At 62.9% G+C, this 20234-nt stretch carries 19 protein-coding genes; 7 read left to right on the forward strand and 12 right to left on the reverse strand.

What is annotated here, in order from left to right; translation table 11 throughout:
- Nucleotides 1–15 precede the first annotated feature (15 nt).
- Nucleotides 16–1371 (forward strand): cellulase family glycosylhydrolase, encoded by a 1356-nt coding sequence (locus tag RA302_RS27835; protein ID WP_230587535.1) that lies wholly within the window; start codon nt 16–18, stop codon nt 1369–1371.
- Nucleotides 1372–1454: 83 nt separating this feature from the next.
- Nucleotides 1455–2516, forward strand: a complete 1062-nt coding sequence (locus tag RA302_RS27840; protein WP_030536194.1) for an alpha/beta hydrolase — start codon at nt 1455–1457, stop codon at nt 2514–2516.
- Nucleotides 2517–2524: 8 nt separating this feature from the next.
- Here RA302_RS27840 and RA302_RS27845 read toward each other — a convergent pair whose 3' ends face one another.
- Nucleotides 2525–2851 (reverse strand): helix-turn-helix domain-containing protein, encoded by a 327-nt coding sequence (locus RA302_RS27845; protein WP_019745900.1) that lies wholly within the window; start codon nt 2849–2851, stop codon nt 2525–2527.
- Nucleotides 2852–2907: 56 nt separating this feature from the next.
- Between RA302_RS27845 and RA302_RS27850 the strand changes: the two genes are divergently transcribed.
- Nucleotides 2908–3792, forward strand: coding sequence for an NAD(P)H-binding protein (locus RA302_RS27850; protein WP_030536195.1), 885 nt, complete (start codon nt 2908–2910; stop codon nt 3790–3792).
- Nucleotides 3793–3853: 61 nt separating this feature from the next.
- Here the strand turns inward: RA302_RS27850 and RA302_RS27855 are convergent, their stop codons facing one another.
- Both RA302_RS27855 and RA302_RS27860 read right to left on the reverse strand, forming a co-directional pair.
- On the reverse strand, nt 3854–3982 hold the full coding sequence (locus tag RA302_RS27855; protein WP_003943237.1) for a hypothetical protein: 129 nt from the start codon (nt 3980–3982) through the stop codon (nt 3854–3856).
- A gap of 179 nt (nt 3983–4161) precedes the next feature.
- The gene (locus RA302_RS27860) at nt 4162–4734 is read right to left on the reverse strand and encodes a TetR/AcrR family transcriptional regulator (RefSeq protein ID WP_030536196.1); all 573 of its coding nucleotides are present in this window, start codon (nt 4732–4734) and stop codon (nt 4162–4164) included.
- Nucleotides 4735–4787: 53 nt separating this feature from the next.
- Here RA302_RS27860 and RA302_RS27865 point away from each other — a divergent pair, with 53 nt between their 5' ends.
- Nucleotides 4788–5225 carry a DUF2867 domain-containing protein gene (locus tag RA302_RS27865; protein ID WP_007730272.1) on the forward strand — a complete coding sequence of 146 codons (438 nt, stop codon included), beginning with the start codon at nt 4788–4790 and terminating at the stop codon, nt 5223–5225.
- On the opposite strand, the gene RA302_RS27870 is transcribed toward RA302_RS27865, so the two are convergent.
- From RA302_RS27870 to RA302_RS27880, 3 genes are read right to left on the reverse strand one after another with little or no spacing between them, the layout of a single operon-like run.
- Entirely contained in the window at nt 5226–6851 is a 1626-nt protein-coding gene (locus RA302_RS27870; RefSeq protein WP_030536197.1) for a cation:proton antiporter, read from the reverse strand. It abuts the gene before it with no gap.
- A gap of 39 nt (nt 6852–6890) precedes the next feature.
- Nucleotides 6891–7556 (reverse strand): YoaK family protein, encoded by a 666-nt coding sequence (locus RA302_RS27875; protein WP_003943143.1) that lies wholly within the window; start codon nt 7554–7556, stop codon nt 6891–6893.
- Between the two features lie 14 nt (nt 7557–7570).
- Nucleotides 7571–9124, reverse strand: coding sequence for an MBL fold metallo-hydrolase (locus tag RA302_RS27880; protein ID WP_003942885.1), 1554 nt, complete (start codon nt 9122–9124; stop codon nt 7571–7573).
- Nucleotides 9125–9368: 244 nt separating this feature from the next.
- Between RA302_RS27880 and RA302_RS27885 the strand changes: the two genes are divergently transcribed.
- Nucleotides 9369–10346, forward strand: coding sequence for an ABC transporter substrate-binding protein (locus tag RA302_RS27885; RefSeq protein ID WP_030536198.1), 978 nt, complete (start codon nt 9369–9371; stop codon nt 10344–10346).
- 32 nt (nt 10347–10378) lie between these two features.
- Here RA302_RS27885 and RA302_RS27890 read toward each other — a convergent pair whose 3' ends face one another.
- Nucleotides 10379–10864 carry a hypothetical protein gene (locus RA302_RS27890; RefSeq protein ID WP_003943095.1) on the reverse strand — a complete coding sequence of 162 codons (486 nt, stop codon included), beginning with the start codon at nt 10862–10864 and terminating at the stop codon, nt 10379–10381.
- Between the two features lie 71 nt (nt 10865–10935).
- Entirely contained in the window at nt 10936–11814 is an 879-nt protein-coding gene (locus RA302_RS27895) for an alpha/beta hydrolase (RefSeq protein ID WP_003942926.1), read from the reverse strand.
- A gap of 114 nt (nt 11815–11928) precedes the next feature.
- Between RA302_RS27895 and RA302_RS27900 the strand changes: the two genes are divergently transcribed.
- Entirely contained in the window at nt 11929–13887 is a 1959-nt protein-coding gene (locus tag RA302_RS27900) for a BTAD domain-containing putative transcriptional regulator (RefSeq protein ID WP_030536199.1), read from the forward strand.
- A 4-nt stretch (nt 13888–13891) separates the two neighbouring features.
- Here RA302_RS27900 and RA302_RS27905 read toward each other — a convergent pair whose 3' ends face one another.
- From RA302_RS27905 to RA302_RS27920, 4 genes are all read right to left on the reverse strand, one after another.
- Nucleotides 13892–15466, reverse strand: coding sequence for a carboxylesterase/lipase family protein (locus RA302_RS27905; protein ID WP_030536200.1), 1575 nt, complete (start codon nt 15464–15466; stop codon nt 13892–13894).
- Nucleotides 15467–15491: 25 nt separating this feature from the next.
- Nucleotides 15492–16169, reverse strand: a complete 678-nt coding sequence (locus RA302_RS27910) for a GAP family protein (protein WP_030536201.1) — start codon at nt 16167–16169, stop codon at nt 15492–15494.
- A 74-nt stretch (nt 16170–16243) separates the two neighbouring features.
- Nucleotides 16244–17938, reverse strand: a complete 1695-nt coding sequence (locus tag RA302_RS27915; RefSeq protein ID WP_030536202.1) for a two-component system sensor protein — start codon at nt 17936–17938, stop codon at nt 16244–16246.
- Nucleotides 17935–18594 carry a response regulator gene (locus RA302_RS27920; protein WP_050654977.1) on the reverse strand — a complete coding sequence of 220 codons (660 nt, stop codon included), beginning with the start codon at nt 18592–18594 and terminating at the stop codon, nt 17935–17937. Before RA302_RS27920 ends, RA302_RS27915 begins: the two co-directional genes overlap by 4 nt.
- 173 nt (nt 18595–18767) lie before the next feature.
- On the opposite strand from RA302_RS27920, the gene RA302_RS27925 reads away from it, so the two are divergent.
- Nucleotides 18768–20213, forward strand: coding sequence for an MFS transporter (locus tag RA302_RS27925; RefSeq protein ID WP_030536204.1), 1446 nt, complete (start codon nt 18768–18770; stop codon nt 20211–20213).
- The last annotated feature ends 21 nt before the right edge of the window (nt 20214–20234 follow it).

Raw genomic sequence — 20234 nt, forward strand, 5'->3', positions numbered from 1 at the left:
GCCGATGGCACGTCGGTGCCACCGTCGTACCTGACCGACGACGCCGGGCGCTCCCTGATCCTGCGAGGGTTCAACACGGCGTCGAGCGCAAAGAGCGCACCCGACGGCATGCCGAAGTTCACCGAAGCCGATCTCGAGCGCGAACATGCCGACATGGGAACAAATTTCGTGCGTTTCTTGATCTCCTGGCGTTCGGTGGAGCCAGCGCCGGGACAGTACGACCAGGAATATCTGGACCGCGTCGAGGACCGGGTCAGCTGGTACGCCGAGCGCGGCTACAAGGTCATGCTCGACATGCATCAGGACGTCTACTCCGGCGCGATCACACCAGAGGGCAACAGCGGCAACGGCGCCGGCAACATCGGCAACGGCGCGCCGGCCTGGGCGACCTACATGGACGGCCTTCCGGTCACCCCTCAAGACCGCTGGGAGCTGTACTACGTCCAACCCGGTGTGATGCGTGCATTCGACAACTTGTGGAACACCACCGGCCAACATCCCGAACTGGTCGAGCACTACGCGAACGCCTGGCAGGCGGTGGCCGAACGTTTTGCAGGCAATGACACCGTCGTGGCATACGACCTGATGAACGAGCCGTGGGGCGGTTCCCTCCAAGGCCCCGCCTTCGAAGGTGGGCCCCTCGCTGCCCTGTATCAGCGAACCACCAACGCCATCAGGGAAGTTGATCAGGACAGCTGGGTGTGTGTGGCCCCGCAGGCCGTCGGCGTCAACCAAGGTGTCCCCAGCGGGCTCACGAAGATCAACGACCCACGAGCCGGCGAACAGCGAATCGCCTACTGCCCACACCTGTACCCGCTGCCCCTCGACCTCGGTGACGGATACTCCGGCCTCTCACGCACACTCACCGACGCGACCATCGACACCTGGCGCGACAGCGTCGAACACATCGCAGGCAACGTACTCGGCGGCGTTCCGATCATTCTCGGCGAATTCGGGCTCGACACAACACTGCCCGGCGCAACCGACTACATCGACCGCGTCTACACGACCGCCCGAGAACTCGGTGCGGGTGTCTCCTACTGGTCCAGTGATCCAGGTCCTTGGGGCCCGTACCTGCCGGACGGATCGCAGACACTCCTCGTCGACACCCTGAACAAGCCATATCCGCGAGCCGTCGCGGGCACACCCACCGAATGGTCCTCGACCGTTGACCGCCTTCAGCTGACGTTCACCCCGAACCCCGCGGTAACGGCACCGACCGAGATCTATCTACCCGAGAGCGGCTTTCCCGGCGGCGTCGACGTCGCGGGCGCCGACATCGTTAACTGGAACCCCCAAAGCCGGCTTCTCACAGTGGAAACCGCGGACGACGCGGGCCCCGTCACAGTCACGGTGACACCGGCAAGCTGACCGCGAGCGCCGAGATTCCTGGATATTTGTCCGGTTCTTTCGTAACGTACAAGCGACGGGTGATCAGCCGACGGAAGGCGAGTATGTCCACGGAGAAGATGTCTGTCCAAGATCGTGTTGCGCGGGTGGTGCTCGATGTCGTCGGCGCCTTACCGACCGGCGCGCAGCGCATTCTCGGTGGCAAGCCGAAGGAGATCGACGGGCAGACTCTGCACCCCGAGATCCAGCTTGCGCTGAGATTGCTCTCAGCGGTCGAAGGTACGAGCTTCGAGCATCTTCCGGTCGAAGAGGGACGGGCTCAGATCGACGCCGAATCGCGACTGTTCGGCGGTACGCCCATCGACATCGAGACGGTACGTGACCTCGAGATCCCGGCCGGGGATCACGCGATTCCGGCTCGGCTGTATCGCCCGGCCGGAGTCTCAACGCCCGCTCCACTTTTGGTGTACTTCCACGGCGGCGGGTTCGTCCTCGGCAGCCTCGAGAGCGGCGACAGTGTGTGCCGCTTCCTGGCCCGCCACGGCGAGGTCAGTGTGTTGTCGGTGGACTACCGGTTAGCACCGGAGTTCCCGTTCCCCGCCGGGGTCGATGACGCCGTCGCCGCATTCCGGTACTGCGTCGAGCATGCCACAGAGCTGGGTGCAGATCCGAAATCCATTGCGGTAGGCGGAGACAGCGCGGGTGGGAACTTGGCTGCCGTCGTCGCGCAGTCCACGACCGAAGACGACGTCAAACCAGTATTCCAACTGCTCTTCTTCCCCTGGGTGGACCTTTCGTCGAAGCGCCCTTCGCACAAGATGTTCGGCACCGACTTCTTTCTCACCGACGCCCAACTCGACTGGTATGCGGCCCATTACCTGTCGGGCGGCGCTTCGGCCCTCGACCCGCGAGTCTCCCCGCTGCTCACTCCGGACCTGGCCGGCCTACCGCCGGCGTACGTTGCCGTCGCCGGTTTCGACCCACTACGCGACGAGGGTGAGGAATACGCGAACCGGCTGCGAGAGGCCGGAGTCCCGGTTGCACTCAGGCGTCACAATGGATTGATCCATGCCTTCGTCAACACCACCGGTGTCGGCCATACCGGTCAAGATGCGATGTTCGAGGCCTGCGGCGCTCTGCGGGTTGGACTTTCGGGCCCGCACTGAGGGCAGGGTCACGAAACGGGGAGTGCCAGATCCGCCCACTCGACCATCGCTTCGAGCACGGAGCGCAGTTCCATCCCCGTCGCGGTGAGTTCGTACTCCACTCGCGGCGGCACCTCGGCGTAGGCAGTCCGGGTCACCAGATCGAACTCCTCGAATCGCTTGAGCCTGGCGGACAGTGTCCTGGGACTGATGCCGGGCAATGCGCGTCGTAGTTCCGTGAAGCGCATCGGGCCGTGCGTGAGCTCACGAACGATCAGCGTTGCCCACGGTCCGTCCAGAACCAGCAGAAAGCGCGCGACGCCGCACTCCGGAAGCACGTGACCTGATTCACTCATCGATTCCCCATTAGTTCACTTGAAGTAACTGGTTCCCAATCTGAACTATAGGCGTCATGACTTACACAGTGCATGGCGCCACCGGCGCACAGGGTTCTCCCGTTCTCGCGGGATTGGTCGCGGCTCTCGCCGGATCGACAGGTGCCGAAGTCCGAGCAATCACCCGCAACCCCGACCAGACGTTCGAGGGTGCGAACACCGTCGTCGCGGATAATGCGTCAGTCGACTCTCTCGCCGACGCTTATCGCGGGGTAGACGGGGTGTTCTTCCACCTGCCACTCGCCGGTGACACCGAGACGCTAGCCGGTTACGCCCACAACGTTCTGGCAGCAGCAAGAGTGACACGTCCTTCGCGGTTCGTGATCTCTACCAGCGGCACGGTGACCGGCGACGCTACTTCGCCGCTTGCCGGTCCCAACACACCCGTTCTCTCCGAGCTCGTCGACGGACTCCGCGCCGAAGGTATCGCGGTGACCGTCCTGACCCCGCGTTTGTTCCTCGAGAATCTTCTTCTGCCCACCGTGCTGTCGGGGGTGAAAGACGAAGGGGTCCTGCGTTACCCACTACGTGCCGATCTCGCGGTCGCATGGAGTTCACATCTCGACGTCGCTGATGCAGCCGTTGCGGCCCTGACTCTCGACGTAGCACCGGACGCGGTCGACATCGGACAGATTCCGGCGATCACCGGCATCGAACTCGCCGAGGCATTCGCCGAACACTTCTCGCGCACGGTAACTTTCGAAGCCGTGACGCCCGATGCCTTCGGTGCGTCGATTGCGCCGATCATCGGAGGGGGCGCAGCAGCCGGGGTTTCCCAGCTCTACACGGGACTCGAATCTGCCGACAGCGTCGCGTTCGACTCCGCGACGGGTTCTGCCGTTGCCTTGGGCATCGTCGCCCGCAGCACCCGGGCCTGGCTGGTAGATCTCGGAGTGAACTGACCGGAGCAACGCAATCGGCCGGCTCCGCGAAGTATCGCGTGGAGCCGGCCGATTTCCGGGGTTACCGGTGCGTGCGGGTCTTCAACTGGCGGTTCAGCTGCCGACTCCCGAAGTCCAGACCGGCACCGTCACTGGTGGCCAGCACGGTGAGTCCAGCGGCGACCAGCAACGAAATAAGCACAACGCTCATGGTGAGTCACCTTTCTTCCTGTCGTGAAACGGTTTTGCGCCTCCGGGAAATGTCGACATATCCGGCACCCCACTTCAGCTGACCTCAAAGTATCTGTAACTATGGGTTACGCGCAATGTGTGGTCCCTCACCTGAAAGCGCAGGGTGATGCGCAGATCACGCTGCGTTCGACGGCGGACTTACCTGGCCAGAACCATGTTCACGAACTCGTCGGCGAGCGCCTGAGCGTCCGCACCGCTGCCAGGAACCACATCGGGCGCACTGTGTACCAATTGCATCTGCCCCAGGTACATCGAATAGGCAAGTACGCCACGATGTTCCGCTTTCTGCCTGCCCATCCCCAGATCGACCAACAACGTCACGATGTAGGTAACTCGACGCTCGGTGACACGTCGAACCGCCGCCGAAACCAAAGGATGGCCGATCCCGGCAAGCAGTTCCAACTCCGCACGGCGACCGGCCAATCCGGTCGTGACCGAATCCACCAGACGACGCAACCTCACCTCCGCCGGTTCACCAGAGGACTCGACGGAGGAGATCAGTCTCTCGGTTGCCAAAACTTCCCACCGGCCGAGCGCAGCTTGCAGCAATTCGTCGCGGTTGGCGAAGTGCCAATAAAAGGAACCCTTGGTCGATCCGAGCGTGCGCGCCACCTTTTCCACTGCAACTGCATCAGGCCCATGGCTTGTCAGAGCCTGGAAAGCTGCATCGATCCACTGGTCGCGAGAGAGTCGGGCGCGGGCATTCGTCACCTCCGTACGGTACCGTATGGGTAAGTTCCATACGGCACCGTACGGAGGACGAAATGACACTCGCTTTCAAGGCAATGCCTGCACCGGACTGGGCAGAAGCCACCACGATCACCATCCCGTCTGTTCCGACCCATACATCCGAGGAGTGGGCGCAGGCAGTCTTCGACGTCAGGAATGTCCCCGCACCCGTCCTCGCGATGTTCTGGCTCAGGGAGCGGATAGTCGGACTGCTCGGCATCGCCAAGGGACGCCCCGACACCTTTGCCGTCGACAAGATCGCCGACGGCGAGGCCCTCATCGAAGCGGACGAGAAACACCTACGATTCGTCGCCTCGGTTCAGGCCGACAACGACGCCGGCCTCCTGCACGTCGTCACCGCCGTGGAGCTGAAGAACCGCGCGGGCCGAATCTACTTCGCACCCGTTCAGGTACTGCACGGCGTGATCACGCGGGCAATGATGACGTCCGCTCGAAAGAGACTGTGCACGTGATCAACCGTCCGGACCGCCCTTGAGTTCGAGGCTGATCTGATCGGCATCCAGCGCGGCAAGTGCCGATCCGAGCATCCGTGCGTCGAACACGCCATCGTCACGTGCGTCGAGCAGTGCCTGACGCTGCGCGTCGATCACGTCGAGGCGGATCCTCTTCTTCGACCGACCCTCTGGCGGAACGACACTCGCAGCAGCATCTTCGAGGAGGTCGAGCAACCTGCGATGCCCGTCTAGTTCGGATTCGGTGAGGTCCTGCGCTGCCGGACCGGTCGCCACTACGACGCGCTTCAACGTTCCTCCCTGAAGGATCAACGAGCCTGCTGCCACCAGGAACGCAACCAAGATCAGGAGCGATCGACTCGGGGTGTCTTCCGGCAGAGTCTGCGCTGCAGCCAGAGTGACCGCCCCGCGCATGCCGGCCCAGATGACGATCGTGCCTTCACGCCATCCCAACGGCGCAGCAAGGTAGTAGTCGATATCGGCAACCGTCCGCCGAACCCGAACCTTGAACCTTTCCATCTGATTCGCCGAAGGTGCCCGGCGCCTGCTGCGTCGTTCGTCTGGCGGGTAATCCTCGGGGTTGTCGAGGCGATTCGCGATGTCGGAGAGTCTGGGTTTCATGCGTTCACGAAAATTCGCCCGCGCTTGGAGCGCTCGCAGGAGCGGGGCCACGTACAGAGCCCGCACCAAGATCGTGAGGAACAGTGCACCCGCCGCCACGAAGACCGCCGTGGATATGCCCTCGTGGTCGACCCGGACATCGTCGACTATCGACGAGAGTTCGAGGCCCATCACCAGGAAGATCGCACCTTCGAGGACCAATTCGACTGTGCGCCAGTTCTGGGAGTCGGACAACCGGTGTCGCGGTGACAGCTTCCGAGGAGCGTCGTAGCCGGTGACGAGCCCGGCCACGACTGCAGCAACCAACCCTGACGCACCCAACTCTTCGGCGGGGATCGCCGCCAGAAACGGCACCGTGAACGAGATGACCGTGTTGACCGTCGAATCGGTGACACGGGCGCGAACCATCAGGTTGACCTTGCCGACGACAACTCCGATGACCGCGGCCACGACGACGGCAAAAGCGAACTTGCCCAACACACTCCACAGCGACACCGATGCGGCGGCCCCGGCGATGGCAGTACGCAACAGAACCAGAGCGGTGGCGTCGTTGAGCAGGCTTTCGCCTTCGAGGATCGACACCACCCGCGGCGAGACCGGGAGTTTCTTGACGATGGACGTCGCGACGGCATCCGTCGGGCTCACGATCGCACCGAGTGCAATGCCCCACCAGATACCGAGTCCTGGTATCACCCAGGAGAAGAACACACCGAGAACAAGCGCACTCACGACCACGAGCAGAACGGAAAGCCCACCGATGGCACCGAACTCACGCCGAAACTCCATCGACGGCATCGAGACCGAGGCGGAGTACAGCAGTGGCGGAAGCACGCCTGCCAGAATCCATTCCGGGTCGATGTCCACTGCTGGGACAAATGGTAAGAGGCTGACAACGATCCCGGCCATCACCAGAATCAACGGTGCTGCGACTCCGATCCGCGCTCCGAGCGTCGAGGCCGCGACGATTCCGAGCAGTCCGAGCACCACGATGATCAGAGCATCCACTGCTTCCCCCTGTACCCCCGGATTTGTGTCTGGCTCTTTCTACACCTTTGCCGGAGACGGGGGCGAGACCTGCCAGGCAACGGCGATCAGAACAACCGTGAACGCCGATGCGGGCCACAGAGCGTGAAGACCGATCCACCGATGAACCAACGCACCGACCACCGCGCCCGCGATCAACCCGGCACACATCCCGAAGTGCTGCAGCCACGCCCACTTCGGGCCACCCAGAAAGGCACCGGTCAGACGCTGGCCCATCTTGACCAGCGCACCGGTCATGTACGTGACACCGATCGTCACCTCGCCGTCGCGCTGGAACACCGAGTTGACGGCTCCCATCGCCAAGGCCATCGCCGAGATCGCGCCGGGGGTGACGTCGAGGCTGCTCATCACCGAACCGATGGACAGCAGCCCGGCTACAACCGCGAGCACCGTGACCTTGCGAGCCCGGACCGAATAGCGCTCCGTGAAGTGGGTGACGACGGTTCCCAGCGCGATTCCCAGGAGGAAGAGCACGATGATTCCGCCGGCAACTCTCGCGGTCGACCACACCCCGTCGGCAAATGCGACGCTCGCCTGCGTCATGTTGCCGCTCATGAACGAAACGAAAGGCCCACCGAGCGTGATGAATCCGAGCGCGTCGACGTAACCGGCCAACCCGGCGAGCGCTGTCGCCAGGCCGATCAGCGACCTGCTGTATCCCGTCACCCGACGAGCTCGGTTCAGCTCAGCTTGCTGGTGCGCAGCTCGTGGCCCTTGGACGTCTTGCAGCGGCCGGTCTCGAGATCCCACTGCCAGCCGTGCAGATCGCAGGTGAGGTTGGTGCCGTCGACGACACCGAACTTCGACAGGTCCGCCTTGAGGTGGGGGCAACGACGCTGAATCTCGTACCCGCCCAACTCGATAGACGCGCTGTCGTCGTGGGCCTCGGCGAACCAGCCGTCGGCGTACGCGATGCGCTCGTCGGTGAGGCACTTGAAGAACGTGTAGAGGAATTCGTTGTACCCACCGATGCGCCACGCCGTGAAGCGTGTCGACAGGAAGATGGTGTTGACCCAGTCGGGCTCGTCGTCGCGCAGAACGGTGCGAACCAGTTCGGGAGCGATGCGGAAGCCGTAGCGGTACTTGCCTTCTCCGTCGATGGGCTCACGAACGATCCGCTTCGGGAAGTCGAGGACGACCGTCTCCTCTCCCATCACGAGTCCGACGGGGTAGCCGATTCCGTCGCAGATCAGATCGGACTGAGCCATGATCGGCTCGAACTTGGCCTTGAGACCGTCGAGCAGCGGCTCGCCTTCGGCCGGAGCCCACGTGGCCTTCTGCGCGGCGATGACCGGTGCCATCTTCTGCGCCATCTTCTCGATGTACTCGGCCTTGTTGGAGAAGATCTTGTCGACGTCTGCGTCCGGGATGGGATGCGTCAGCGCGACCTTCTCGCTTCCGCGAAGTTCGACGGCCGAGCCGGGGATCATCAGCAGACCACGATCGTTGCCGTTGATGCGCATCTGCTCGAGGAACGTGATCTGGTCGGGGAAGATGTTTCCCTCGTCGCCGTGATCGTCGTTGAGGTAACGCAGGTCGTCGTCGAGGAAGACCGGCGGGCCGGCCGACGGGACAACCCAGGCAGCGTCGACCTGGGAGATGTAGTTGCGGCAGCGGTCCATGCCGCGCTGACGCTTCTGCTTGCCGAAGTTGCGCTTGGTGCCCTTCGGGATGTCGTAGACCATCGGGTACCAGATCGCGCCCGAGTACTGCAGCAGATGGATGTCGACCTTCCCGAAGGCGTCGGTCAGCGGGTCCAGGTCGACGGGCCTGGCGTCGTTCATGTTGAAACAGGTGGTTTCCCCGTCCGAGACGACGAGGCCCGAGTCACCGATCGGACCGTCCGCGGGAGCGCGCAGAGCGATGATCATGATGTCGAGATCGCCCTTGGGACCGCTGACGGTGTGCTTGACGGAGTCTTCCGTCTCGAAGAACTTGTGGAAGCCGAGCTTCTCGAGTTCACGCTTGAGGTCCGGCACCGGGTAATCGGGGAGCAGGACTGTGGCGTCCTTGTTGACGTGCGCGATCAGATTCTTCGGATCGAAGTGGTCCTTGTGCAGGTGCGAGACGTAGAGGTAGTCGCAATTGCCCAGCGCGTCCCAGTCCAACTCTGTGTTGTCGGGGAACGGCACCCAGGACGCAAAATACGTCGGGGTCACCCATGGATCACACAGGATGGATCCGGCCTCGGTCTGGATGTGAAATCCTGCGTGGCCGACGCTGGTGATCTGCATTGCAACCTCCGAAATCGTACTGCTGGTCAACTCAGCATAGTCGGCGCGATCAGGGCCAAATCGCGATCGAGGAGGCGGCCGGTTGTGACGTCATGCACGTCAGAGGTCGAAAGTGGGTTGTGAATCAGACCTGCCGGTGACGCGGACAACACTCTCTGTGCTGGCGTGTTCGCCGTATTTCTTGGCGTTCGCGGGAGCTGTTTCAGCATTCCCGAAGACAGCCCCTAAGGCTAACCTAACAAGCATGACTCGACTCCTTTCTCCCTCCACGACCGATCGCGACTACTGGGCGATCGTGGACAACCTGACGCGACGCGGTTTCTTCGGCGTCGGCGCGGGCGTCGCTGCGGCCGCGTTTCTCGCCGCCTGCGGCAGCACGGAAAGTTCGACGCCCGAGAACGCGGAGACCTTCGAGTTCACGCGCGGCGACGAGAAGCTGATCATTCCGACGGACCCACAGAACGTCGTTGCCCTCGACCCGCGGGACGGCCTCGAATTGTCGATCCTCGCCGGATACCCGGTGACCGCCTACCCGACCGGCGCCGCCGATCACCTACGCCGTGAGGTCCCGGATGCCACGGGTGTCGAGATCTTCGCCGAAGGTGCTTCCGATCCCAACTTCGAATACATCTCGACTCTCGGCGCCGACCTTCTCGTCCTCAGCGCCGGCTGGTGGGACACCGGGTCGTACGGCAACGACCGGATGCAGCAGATCGCACCGGTCCTGCCCGTCGGCAAGGACTTCACCCCGGAGTGGCGGAAGGTCATGTCGGACTTCCTCACCGGCATCGGGCGCAGCGATCGCGCCGAAGAAGTACTCGCCGAGTACGACGCCCATGTAGCTCAGGTCCGCCCGACCGTCGAACCGCTGATGGCCGGCAAGAAGGTTGCCTTCGTCGCCGCCGCGGAGGATCAGATCGCGTGGTTCCAGAACGATTTCCGCACCGCCGTCGCCGAGGACCTGGGATTCGAGGTGCTCCGTGAAGGCCCCGACCTTCGCGTGATGCTCGGATCGGAGCAGTTCAACCGTCTCGAAGAAGCCGACGTCATCTTCGCCTTGGATCGCAGCGCCTCCGGCAGCGTGTACACCTCGCCGACGTGGCAGCGTCTGCCCGCTGCGCAGGCTGGTCGAGTGATTCCCTTCGACTACTACAAGGCCGCGGGATACGCCTTGACCGCCAAGGTTCTCGTCGACGACTTGGCGGCCGGGGTCAAGCGGTAGAACCCGACCTTCGTCAACCCGATGGGCCCCGATCATTCGGCACCGGCGGCTCGTCCTGTCACGCGGTCCCGAAACTCGCGGAACGCTTGGAAACCACCGGTGAGCGCCCGCGCCAGTTCCTCGGCGCTTTCAACCCAGACGACGTCCTCCAACTCGGAAACGTCGTCGGGCTCGTGATTGCGCTGGGGAACGAGAAACGTCGGGTCACCCTGAGGGTTGACGATCAGGAACCCAGCCGCCGCGCAGAGGTCGTAGACGAACGCGCACTCGGCAGGCGACAGCGTCGCGTGGAAGATTCCACCACTGAGTGGATCGCTCTGCTCGAGCGAGTCGAGATGAAGGTCGGAGAAGGCCCCGTCGATCGTCAATGCCCTGTCGTCACGGTCGACGATCTCGCCTCCGTACGGGCTCTCGACCACGCGCAGCCCGTGCTGATCGAGGAAAGCGGCGACCGCCGCCCGATCAACATCGAGTTGCACGTCCTTCGTCACCCGCATGAAGTGCAGCGAGAAACCCATCGATCCCCCTCGTCCATTCGCGACGCACGTGATGCGCTCGCCAGTACCTCGACAGCCGAGAAGCGTCAAAACTACCTCTCGAGTAGGGTCCGGATCGCCTCGACCACTTCGGCAGGCGCCTCTTCTGCCATGAAGTGACCTGCGGACAGCGTGCGGTGCTCGAGATCGGGCGCCCACGCTTTCCACAGGGCCTCGGCGTCGTAGCCGAGCATCGAGCCCCAGTCCTGCTGAATGACCGTGACCGGCATGTGCAGTTGGTTGCCCGCCTCCCGATCGGACTGATCGTGTTCGATGTCGATGCCTGCCGACGCCCGGTAATCGGCAACGATCGACGGCACCGCCTCCCGTGAGGCGCGCAGGTATTCCGCCCGCACGTCTACCGGAATCGCTTCGCGGTTCTGCGTCCACACGTCGAGAAAGTACTCGAAGAACGCATCGGCGCTGGCGCTGATCATCTGCTCGGGAAGACCAGGTGGCTGAGCCATGAGATAGAGATGGAACGCCACAGCAGCATTCGATCCATGCAGGATGTCCCACATATCCAGGGTGGGGAGCACGTCCAGCGAGCCGAGTTGCGTGATCACATCCGGATGATCCAGCCCCGCTCTGACGGCAACCAGTGCGCCACGATCGTGGCCGACGAGGGCAAACTTCTCGTGTCCCAATTTCCTGGCCACCTCGACGATGTCGGCAGCCATTGTTCGTTTGGAGTAGGTGTCCGGGTTTTCCTCGACCGGTTTGTCGCTGGCTCCGTATCCGCGTAGATCCGGGCAGATGACGGTGTGATCCGACGCCAAGGCAGTGGCTACGTGACGCCACATGAGGTGAGTCTGAGGGAAGCCGTGCAGAAGGACGAGTGGTGTTCCGCTTCCGCCGACCGCGACGTTGAGCCGCACTCCGTCTGCTGTGGAAATCTGCTGGTAGTCGAAGCCTGGAATGGTGATAGTCATCGATCGCTCTCGTTAGTCGGGGTGATGGCAGGTCGGGGTGATGGCAGGTCGGGGTGATGGCAATCAGCTTCGCCGCAGTCGATGAGCGTTCGATGAGCGCGATAGCGTGGGGAAATGCGAGACCACACATTTGAAGCCCCGGCTTTCGGAGTGCTCGGACCCGTGGTCGCGTGGAACGAGTCTTCACACCAGATCGATCTGAAGGGTCCACGACACCGAGCGGTCCTCGCTCGTCTCGTCGTCGCCCGCGGACGTGTTGTTCCCGTGGACGTGATTGTCGACGACCTCTGGGTCGATCCTCCGTCCGGCGCTACCAGCGCAATACGTACGTTCGTTTCCGCATTGAGGCGTGCGCTCGAACCGGATCGCGCGCCGCGAAAGAAGCCGAAAGTCATTGTCACCGAAGGGCCCGGTTACGCCTTTCATGCAGCACCCGACGCGGTCGACGCTTGGGAATTCGAAAGACTGGTGCGAGAAGCCGCAGATTCGACGCCGGCGCAATCACTCGAACTGCTCCGAACCGCGCTGCAGCTGTGGAGAGGGCCGGCCTACGCGGAGTTCGCCGACGAGCCTTGGGCCCGAACGGAGCGATCACGCTTGGAGGAACTGCGTCTGACTGCCGTCGAACGCTTGGCATCCGCGCAGCTCGATCTCGGGCGAGCTGCCGAAGCGATTCCCGATCTGGATGCCCACGTGACGGAACACCCTTGGCGTGAGGAGGGTTGGCGACTACTCGCTCTGGCGCTGTACCGGTCCGATCGTCAAGGCGATGCTCTGGCAGTCCTACGTCGCGCACGGAAGTTACTCGCCGAAGAGTTGGGCATCGACCCTGGTCCACGACTGAACGACCTCGAGTCCGACATTCTCCGCCGGGAAACCCGCCTGGATCCTGTAGGGGCAGAACAGATCTTCAGTCAGGTTTCGGCAGCGTACGACCGGACCGTAGCGGCAGGATCGAAATCGAGATTGGAGTCAACCGTCGGCCTCCTCCGAAGTTTGGCAGTTGCGGGCGGAAGCGGACTCGAGACTGCCCGAAACCAACGACTGACAATCATCGGCGCCGCTGAACAATTGGACGATGTCGAACTCACCGCGCGGATCATCGGCAATTACGACGTGCCCGGGATCTGGACGCGATCCGACGATCATCGGCAGGCTACGCAGATCGTCGAGGCCGCTCAGCGCACTCTCGATCGACTTCCGGCCGGCAACGAACCCGCTCGGGCGAGACTGTTGGCGACAATCGCACTCGAATCGCGCGGACTGCCCGGTCATCACGGTCTCGAATGTGCCCGTGCCGCAGTACAGATCGGTCGCGCTCTCGACGATCCAGGGCTCCTGGCCTTCGCTCTGAACGGATTGTTCATGCAGACGTTCTGGACTACCGGTCTGGCCTCCGAGCGCGACGACATCGGCCGTGAACTGGTCGACCTCGCCATTCGACACGGCCTGGCTACCTTCGAGATCCTCGGCCATCTGATCCGCATGCAAGCCCTCAGCGCCCTTGGGCAATTCGATGCAGCCGAGCTACATTCCGAGACGGTTGATCGATTGGCCGGACGTCACGAACGCCCGTTGGCAGCGGTGTTCACCACCTGGTTTCGCGCTATGCGTACTGCCGCTGCCGGCGCGGCGGCCGCGCACTGCGAGAAGCTGTACGAAGCTGCGGCGGTCAATCTTTCCGATGCCGGCATGCCGGGTCTCGCGGACGGCATACTCCCTCTCGCAATTCTCGCCCTCCGCGTATGGCGGGGACTGCCGGCGATTTTCGACCCGACCACGCAGTGGGGCCCGTACGAACCCTGGGCCCGGCCACACCTGCTCATCGCACAGGGGCAGACGAACGAAGCAGCGAAGGCCGTCGAGGCATTGCCGGACCCGCCCGAAGACCTACTCTCCGAGGCACTGTGGTGCTTGACTGCCGCAGCGGCGACTGCAGTCGGCGACCGTCGAGTCAAGGAGCGTGCGCGAGCGGCGCTCCTACCTGCCGCCGCCGAAATAGCCGGCGCCGGAAGCGGAATGCTCACCGTGGGACCCGTCTCGCACTACCTGGCCGAATTGGAGCAGGGCTGAACCGTCAGGTGAATGCAATCACCGTCTCACCCCACGCCTCCCGGATCTCGCGGTCGAGATCAGCGACGACGGCATCGCGTTTGTCGATCAACAGTGTCGAGCGTGTGTCGGTGTCGTAAGTGGGCCACCCCGGGTCCGCACCCAGTTCGCGATCGTCCCCGGCGTCGTAATCGCCTGCAGCTCTGGCAAAGTCCAACCACCTCGCCTGCATGCGCTCAGAGACATGACGCGCCGCGCTCAAGCCACCCAACTTGTAGGTAATGTCTCGTGCCCCGTGGTTGATGTTGCCGAAGACGTAGGCAAGTTCGGTGCCGTGGGTCGCACCGATCTTCAGCGCCTTGAGCATCGGCGGCGCGTAGTCGAAGCGATACAACCACGTCGGCGCAACCTTGCTGTGCGCCTCGGCGATCCACAACGTAGGCAGCCGGAATCCGAAATCACGGGTCAAACCGAGACCGGCGCCCAACTTGGACAGTCCCGAATACGCGCCTTCGATTTGAGAATGATCCGGTAGCTCGAGTCCTGGATGCTCGTCGGCGATCTCCGCGAACATCGACGTGATCACGACGGGATCGATCGGCATCAACGGCGACTTCATCATCCGGAAGAGCGAAGATTCGTCCTTGTTGGTTCCGATGATCAGCGGAATCGGGTGTGCATTGCCGTGACGGAACGCGCGCACCGGGTAGTCAGGGAGCAGATCACCGTCGACGATCGGCGCGAACGCCAAAGTGCCAGGCGTCTCCTGGGGGACGCGAGCAAACAGTTCGTCTGACGGCCCGATCAAGTCTTCGGCAGACGTGGACCGCAACAGACCCAGATCGCTTCCGCCGCTGAAGATCTCGAGAAACAGCTTCGCGACGATCTCACCACGTTCACTACCGTACACCGAAGTGGCGGGCGAACTTTCGGCAATAGCGCGATGAAACAGGCCGCGAGCGGACGGGACGGTCATCAGCGTCGTCACCGCGCCGCCACCTGCCGACTCGCCGAACAACGTCACTTTGTCGGGATCGCCACCGAAAGCCGCGATGTTGCCTTGAACCCATTGCAGCGCTGCAATCATGTCGCGGAGAGCGACATTGGGCTCGAAGGTATGTTCACTCGAATTGAAGGACGAGAAATCGACGAAGCCGAACACACCGATGCGGTAGTTGATCGAGACGACGACAACGTCGCCGTTCTCAGCCAATGTGGTTGCGTCGAAAAGTGGTTGGCTGGACGCTCCGCGGAAATACGCTCCGCCGTGAATCCAGACCATCACCGGTTTACCCGGCGCATCAGAACCGACGGGGCCCGGTGCCCACACGTTGAGGAACAGGCAGTCTTCGTCCATCGGAACGTTCTCACCGAGCGGGATCATCGCGAGTCGACTTTGCGGCTCACACGGCCCGAATTCTGTTGCGTCCTGGACCTCGGTCCATGGCTTCGGCGGAACCGGCGCGCGAAATCGCAGCGGACCGACCGGAGGTGCCGCGTAACGAATCCCCTTCCAACTCGACACCGAGCCTTCCGTCGATCCTCGAACCGGCCCGTACGTTGTCTCGACTACCGGCGCTTCGCTGGGTGTGATCGTCATTCGATTTCTCCTCGAAAACAAGTTGCTACTTCGACAGGGCTTCGACAACGTGCGAGAGTTCCAATGCTGCCAGCATCAGGAACAAAACGGTCATGATTGCTGCATTGTGGCGGATCAGAGTGCTTTTGGTGGCGCTCAGTGCATCGGTCACCTTCGCCGAGGGCACGGCAGCCAATGCTGACAGCACGATCAAAGCGATGGACGCCGCTACCGCGAACAGAACGGAGTACGCGACCACTGATACCCAGCCGAGGTGCCCGCCACCGATGATCGAACCTGCCTTGAGTTCGAGCGGCAGGTTCTTCGCGTTGGGTACGGTCAACAACAGTCCCAGAACCGCAGCTTTGGCCGGTTGCATCGAGTCGATCTGTGCCAGCCACGACGGCATCGCCGGCTCGGCATCGTCTTTCGGACGGCCACGCCAACTCGAGTACGCGAGCGCCAGAAAACCGACAGTGAACACGACGGCGAACACCGTCTGGACGGTATGCGCGCTGCCGCTGGACTTCGATTCCACTTCGGTGGTCGAGAGTGCCGTCGCTGCTGTGATCGCTGTCGCGGCCAGCACGATGCTCGCGGTGTACGCGAATGCATTTGCCTTCGCCCGAGTGGACAGCAGGATCGCGATGATCGCAACCAGAGGAATCGGGCTGATGACGACGCCGGTGGCGAGTGGGATGAGCTGCGCAGTAATCGATTCCATTTCTGCGACCGTACAAGCGGCCAATCCGGCCATTGGCGAAACGTTCGGCCTCCACGACATCGCCACTCACGGTGTCACAGAAGCACGGCTGTGAGGACCACCCGGTCTTCCTCTTCGACAAGTTCGAGGGACGTTACCGTACCGGCGAGCGATTCAAGCCCGATCCCTGAGTCCCGTGCCACCGGCATCCGACCCGGCGAACTGATCCGCACTACTACCGCCCGAGCATCGGCGAGTGTCACCTCGAGGAAGACGGGCCCTCCTGCACCGTGTTTCACGGCGTTGGTCAGTCCCTCCGACAGGATCTCCACCACGCTGTCGAGCCGAGCGGAGCCGGAACCGATCACCGCCCAGACTTCGTCGTCGACGTGACTGACGACCGGAATTGCGTAGCGCCACACCGTGACAAGATCATCGATACGCTTTCGGGCATCGGAGTCAGCCGGCTGATCGGATGACGCAGACAGGTCGCTTTCCAAGCCGTCGAGAATGTGGGCAATGGTTGCCGCAACATCGACTGGGCGACCGGCAACGGCGCCCGAAGACCATGCGGCCGCTACGAGTTCGCCCTGCACCGACGAGTGCAACAACCTGGCCAGTCCGCGTCGGGTGTGCATGAGCTCGGCATGGATACGAGCTGCATCGAGCGCTTGCCGGCTCAGGGCGCTGCGGAGTTGACGCTCCTCGTCCTGACGCTGCGTATCCGCAGCCCTGATCAGACAGACGGACAGCGCAACCAACGGGTAGACGGCCATCGACGAGAGATAGAAAGTCGGGGTACGGCCGAACACCGTCAGGAGCAGCCACGTCGCGGTACTGCTGATCAACGCACTCGAGCAGTACACCGCAGAAAGAGTCGCGATCCGTCTCAGAGGGCCGTCTCCGCTGCTGACAACTCGGCGAGCGCACGCATTGCCACCGACGAAGAGCCAGAAACCGACGCCGAGCTGGACCGCCGTGAACGTCACGCCGTAAGTCGTGAGCAGGTAGACGGTCACCAGTGCCGTGTACGCGAACACCGGTACGTACAGTGGCGCCGGTTCAACACTGCGTACGACGCCGATCAGTCGATCTCTCGCCGTCAGCCGCACAGTCGGCGTCGGTGATTCGATCGGGGGAATCTCCCGGAACAGTCGATGACTCATCGGGCGAACCACGTCGTCCGAGATTCGCTTCAAGAGCGCTGCTCCTCGCACTCCCTCGAGTTCCGTTTCAGCAACCGCGTGCATGACCGTCTCGATACTGCGCTCGAGCTCTCGCCGACACTGCGCACGGGTTTGGCCGAGGCGGAATCGATCCCGGGTCTGTTGGAGTTGGACGGCGGCCCCGGCAACCTTCAAACTCCGTTGCAGCGCGAGGCGGTCACGGAGAGCGCTTACCAGTACGGCGGTCAACGACAAGAAGACAACGCTGCACACGACGTTGAGTGCCACACGGACGAGCATCGGTCTGGGGTCGACGGGGAGTTCGAGCGAGCGGGTGATCGCGTCGAGGACGAACGGGCGGATCGCGCCGATCATTGCGAACAGGGCCAGGGCTGCGAGCTGCGATCGGTGTGCTGCAAGAACAGCCCTCGCCATCAGCAGCATCACCCCGACAACGCAGTGGGTCGCGAAGGCGCCGACTGCCATCACGCCTACTTCGCGCACCCCGGTACACAGGTAGTAGTTGGCCATCACGGTCACCGCGAACGGCAGCGTCAGAATCCAGGACCACTTGGTGACGATGTTCCGATCACCGAGACGAAGCCACCACTCGCGCGGGTTCACACCGAGTCGGTCACTTCGGGCACACCGAAATGGCGGATGAAGATACTCGCAGCAAGCACTCGCGGATTGGTGGACGAATCGTGCGTCAATCCCAGGCTCTCGAGAGTGCGCGCGATGAGCTTCTCCACACCTCGGATCGAGGACCCACGATGCGCTGCGATTGCGCTGTTCGACCACCCGAGCGAGATGTAACGCAGAAGATCGAGCTGTGATCTGGTGAGGCTCGACAAGGCGGAGTCCGGATCACTCCCGAGCGTCGGTGGCTCGGTTTCCGTCAACGCGGCCTCCACTACGCCGATCAACTGATCCGCCGACTGGACAGCCGCCTTGTCCACGAACAGCGATTTCGGCGGCACACCCGCAGAACCTGGCGCTGTCGATGCGTTGGGGTAGTTCGTCAGGAACACGATCGCGCAATGCGGAGCCTTCACGGTGACGATGTTCGCGAGATCGACGCCGTTCGGCCGCACGCCAAGGTCGATGTCCGTGACCAAGAGGTCAGGATCGAATCCGTCGAACTCCGTGAGCGCTTCGACCGCCGATCCGGCCGTATGGACCACGAACCCGGCGTGTGTGAGCGTGTCACCGACGAGCGCACGCATCAGTGGTTGGTCTTCCACCACCAACACCCGTCGCACCCACTGGCTGGTCTCCATGACCAGAGATTAACCGTTGGGAGAGTGCGTATTCGACCGAGCAGGTGGTGACGGATTCCGAGTAACACGGCAGTTATCAACCATGCGGGTTCCAAGCATTTCGCCCGATATGTCCCAAGCGTCGGAGCGCAGGGTGTTCCGAGTACACACCCCTTCGACCATCAGGACGGGCCATGACCGCACCGATCACCCCGAAGAACACCGCAGTACGACGAGCCACTTTGCTGGCAGTATGCGTGAGCACCGCAATGCTCATGCTCGACATCGCCGTCGTCAACACCGCCCTGCCGTCGATCGCATCCGATCTCGATACCGGAGTCAGCGCCCTGCAATGGGTGATCGACGCGTACACGCTGGCATTGGCGACGGTGGTTCTCAGCGCCGGATCGTGGGCAGACCGACGGGGTCGACGCCATGTTTTCATCATCGGCATCCTGTGGTTCACCACGGCATCTCTGTTCTGCGCTCTGGCGCCGAACATCTGGGTGCTCGACCTCGCGCGGGCCGCTCAGGGTATCGGCGGTGCCGTACTCTTCGCCTGCTCACTTGCCTTGCTGGCGGACGTGTTCGAGAAGGGTCCCCAGCGCGCGACTGCTCTGGCTGCATACGGCGCCACGATCGGGGCCGCGTTTGCCGTCGGCCCACTGGTGGGCGGGTTGCTCACCGAGTTGTTGGATTGGCGCGCAATCTTTTTGATCAACGTTCCGATCGGGTTGATCACACTGGCGATGACGGTGCGGTGGGTTCCCGAGTCACGCGATCCTCGACCTCGCGGCGCGGACGTGCCCGGGCAGATTCTGGTGTCCACCGGCCTGGCAGCTCTGGTGTTCGGTTTGTTACGCGGTAACGAGGATGGGTGGTTCGAGCCGCAGCCGATGATCGCCGCGGTGATCGCCGCGGCCGCCATGATCGGTTTCTCCCTGCACGAGCTTCGTACCACCGAGCCCATGCTGCCCCCGCATCTGCTCGCCAATCGGGCCTTCGCCGGAGCGCAGATCGCAGCGTTCTCGATCTCCGCCTCCCTGTTCGCGGTGTTCGTCTACACGACCATCTACCTGCAGAACGTGCTGCATCTGTCTCCCGTGGACGCCGGCCTGGTGTATCTACCGGCGACGATAGCGATGTTCGTCGTCGCGGGCGCCACCGCGAAATTGGACGGGCGCATCCCCGTCTCGGTCTCGTTGACGTGCTCGCTTCTACTCGTCTCGGTGGGGCTGGTCATGATGACCGTCGTCGACGTGACCAGTTCGCCGTACGCGATACTTCCCGGATTTGTTGTCGCGTGCGTGGGGGCCGGGGTGTTCAACCCCGTCATGAGTGGGTTGGTTCTGGGCGAAAGCACTTCGAACCATTCCGGATTGGCCGCAGGGATCAACGACGCGTTCCGGCAGACCGGCATCGCAGTCGGGGTTGCCGTGCTCGGCGCCTTCCTTCCGGCGCAGTCGATGCTGCCCGGCGGACCACCGGACGACTTTGTCGGTGGACTTCGGTTGGCTCTGTTTGTCGCAGCCTTCATCGCAGCTCTCGGTGCGTTGGTCTGTGCGGCGACGCTGCGCACTACCAGCGTCAACCAGACTCTTTCCGAGGAATCCGAGCAGATGTTGACGAGAACTAGTTGACCGTTTTGTCCTGCGTGTATG

This window comes from Rhodococcus sp. DN22 (assembly GCF_036669995.1).
Lineage (GTDB): Bacteria > Actinomycetota > Actinomycetes > Mycobacteriales > Mycobacteriaceae > Rhodococcus_F > Rhodococcus_F erythropolis.

Excerpts from the sequence above, each read along its gene's own strand:
- RA302_RS27840 (WP_030536194.1), top strand. The coding sequence starts at position 1,455 with ATGTCCACGGAGAAGATGTCTGTCCAAGATCGTGTTGCGCGGGTGGTG.
- RA302_RS27845 (WP_019745900.1), bottom strand. The coding sequence starts at position 2,851 with ATGAGTGAATCAGGTCACGTGCTTCCGGAGTGCGGCGTCGCGCGCTTT.
- RA302_RS27850 (WP_030536195.1), top strand. The coding sequence starts at position 2,908 with ATGACTTACACAGTGCATGGCGCCACCGGCGCACAGGGTTCTCCCGTT.
- RA302_RS27855 (WP_003943237.1), bottom strand. The coding sequence starts at position 3,982 with ATGAGCGTTGTGCTTATTTCGTTGCTGGTCGCCGCTGGACTCACCGTG.
- RA302_RS27865 (WP_007730272.1), top strand. The coding sequence starts at position 4,788 with ATGACACTCGCTTTCAAGGCAATGCCTGCACCGGACTGGGCAGAAGCC.
- RA302_RS27880 (WP_003942885.1), bottom strand. The coding sequence starts at position 9,124 with ATGCAGATCACCAGCGTCGGCCACGCAGGATTTCACATCCAGACCGAG.
- RA302_RS27885 (WP_030536198.1), top strand. The coding sequence starts at position 9,369 with ATGACTCGACTCCTTTCTCCCTCCACGACCGATCGCGACTACTGGGCG.
- RA302_RS27890 (WP_003943095.1), bottom strand. The coding sequence starts at position 10,864 with ATGGGTTTCTCGCTGCACTTCATGCGGGTGACGAAGGACGTGCAACTC.
- RA302_RS27895 (WP_003942926.1), bottom strand. The coding sequence starts at position 11,814 with ATGACTATCACCATTCCAGGCTTCGACTACCAGCAGATTTCCACAGCA.
- RA302_RS27900 (WP_030536199.1), top strand. The coding sequence starts at position 11,929 with ATGCGAGACCACACATTTGAAGCCCCGGCTTTCGGAGTGCTCGGACCC.
- RA302_RS27905 (WP_030536200.1), bottom strand. The coding sequence starts at position 15,466 with ATGACGATCACACCCAGCGAAGCGCCGGTAGTCGAGACAACGTACGGG.
- RA302_RS27910 (WP_030536201.1), bottom strand. The coding sequence starts at position 16,169 with ATGGAATCGATTACTGCGCAGCTCATCCCACTCGCCACCGGCGTCGTC.
- RA302_RS27920 (WP_050654977.1), bottom strand. The coding sequence starts at position 18,594 with ATGGAGACCAGCCAGTGGGTGCGACGGGTGTTGGTGGTGGAAGACCAA.
- RA302_RS27925 (WP_030536204.1), top strand. The coding sequence starts at position 18,768 with ATGACCGCACCGATCACCCCGAAGAACACCGCAGTACGACGAGCCACT.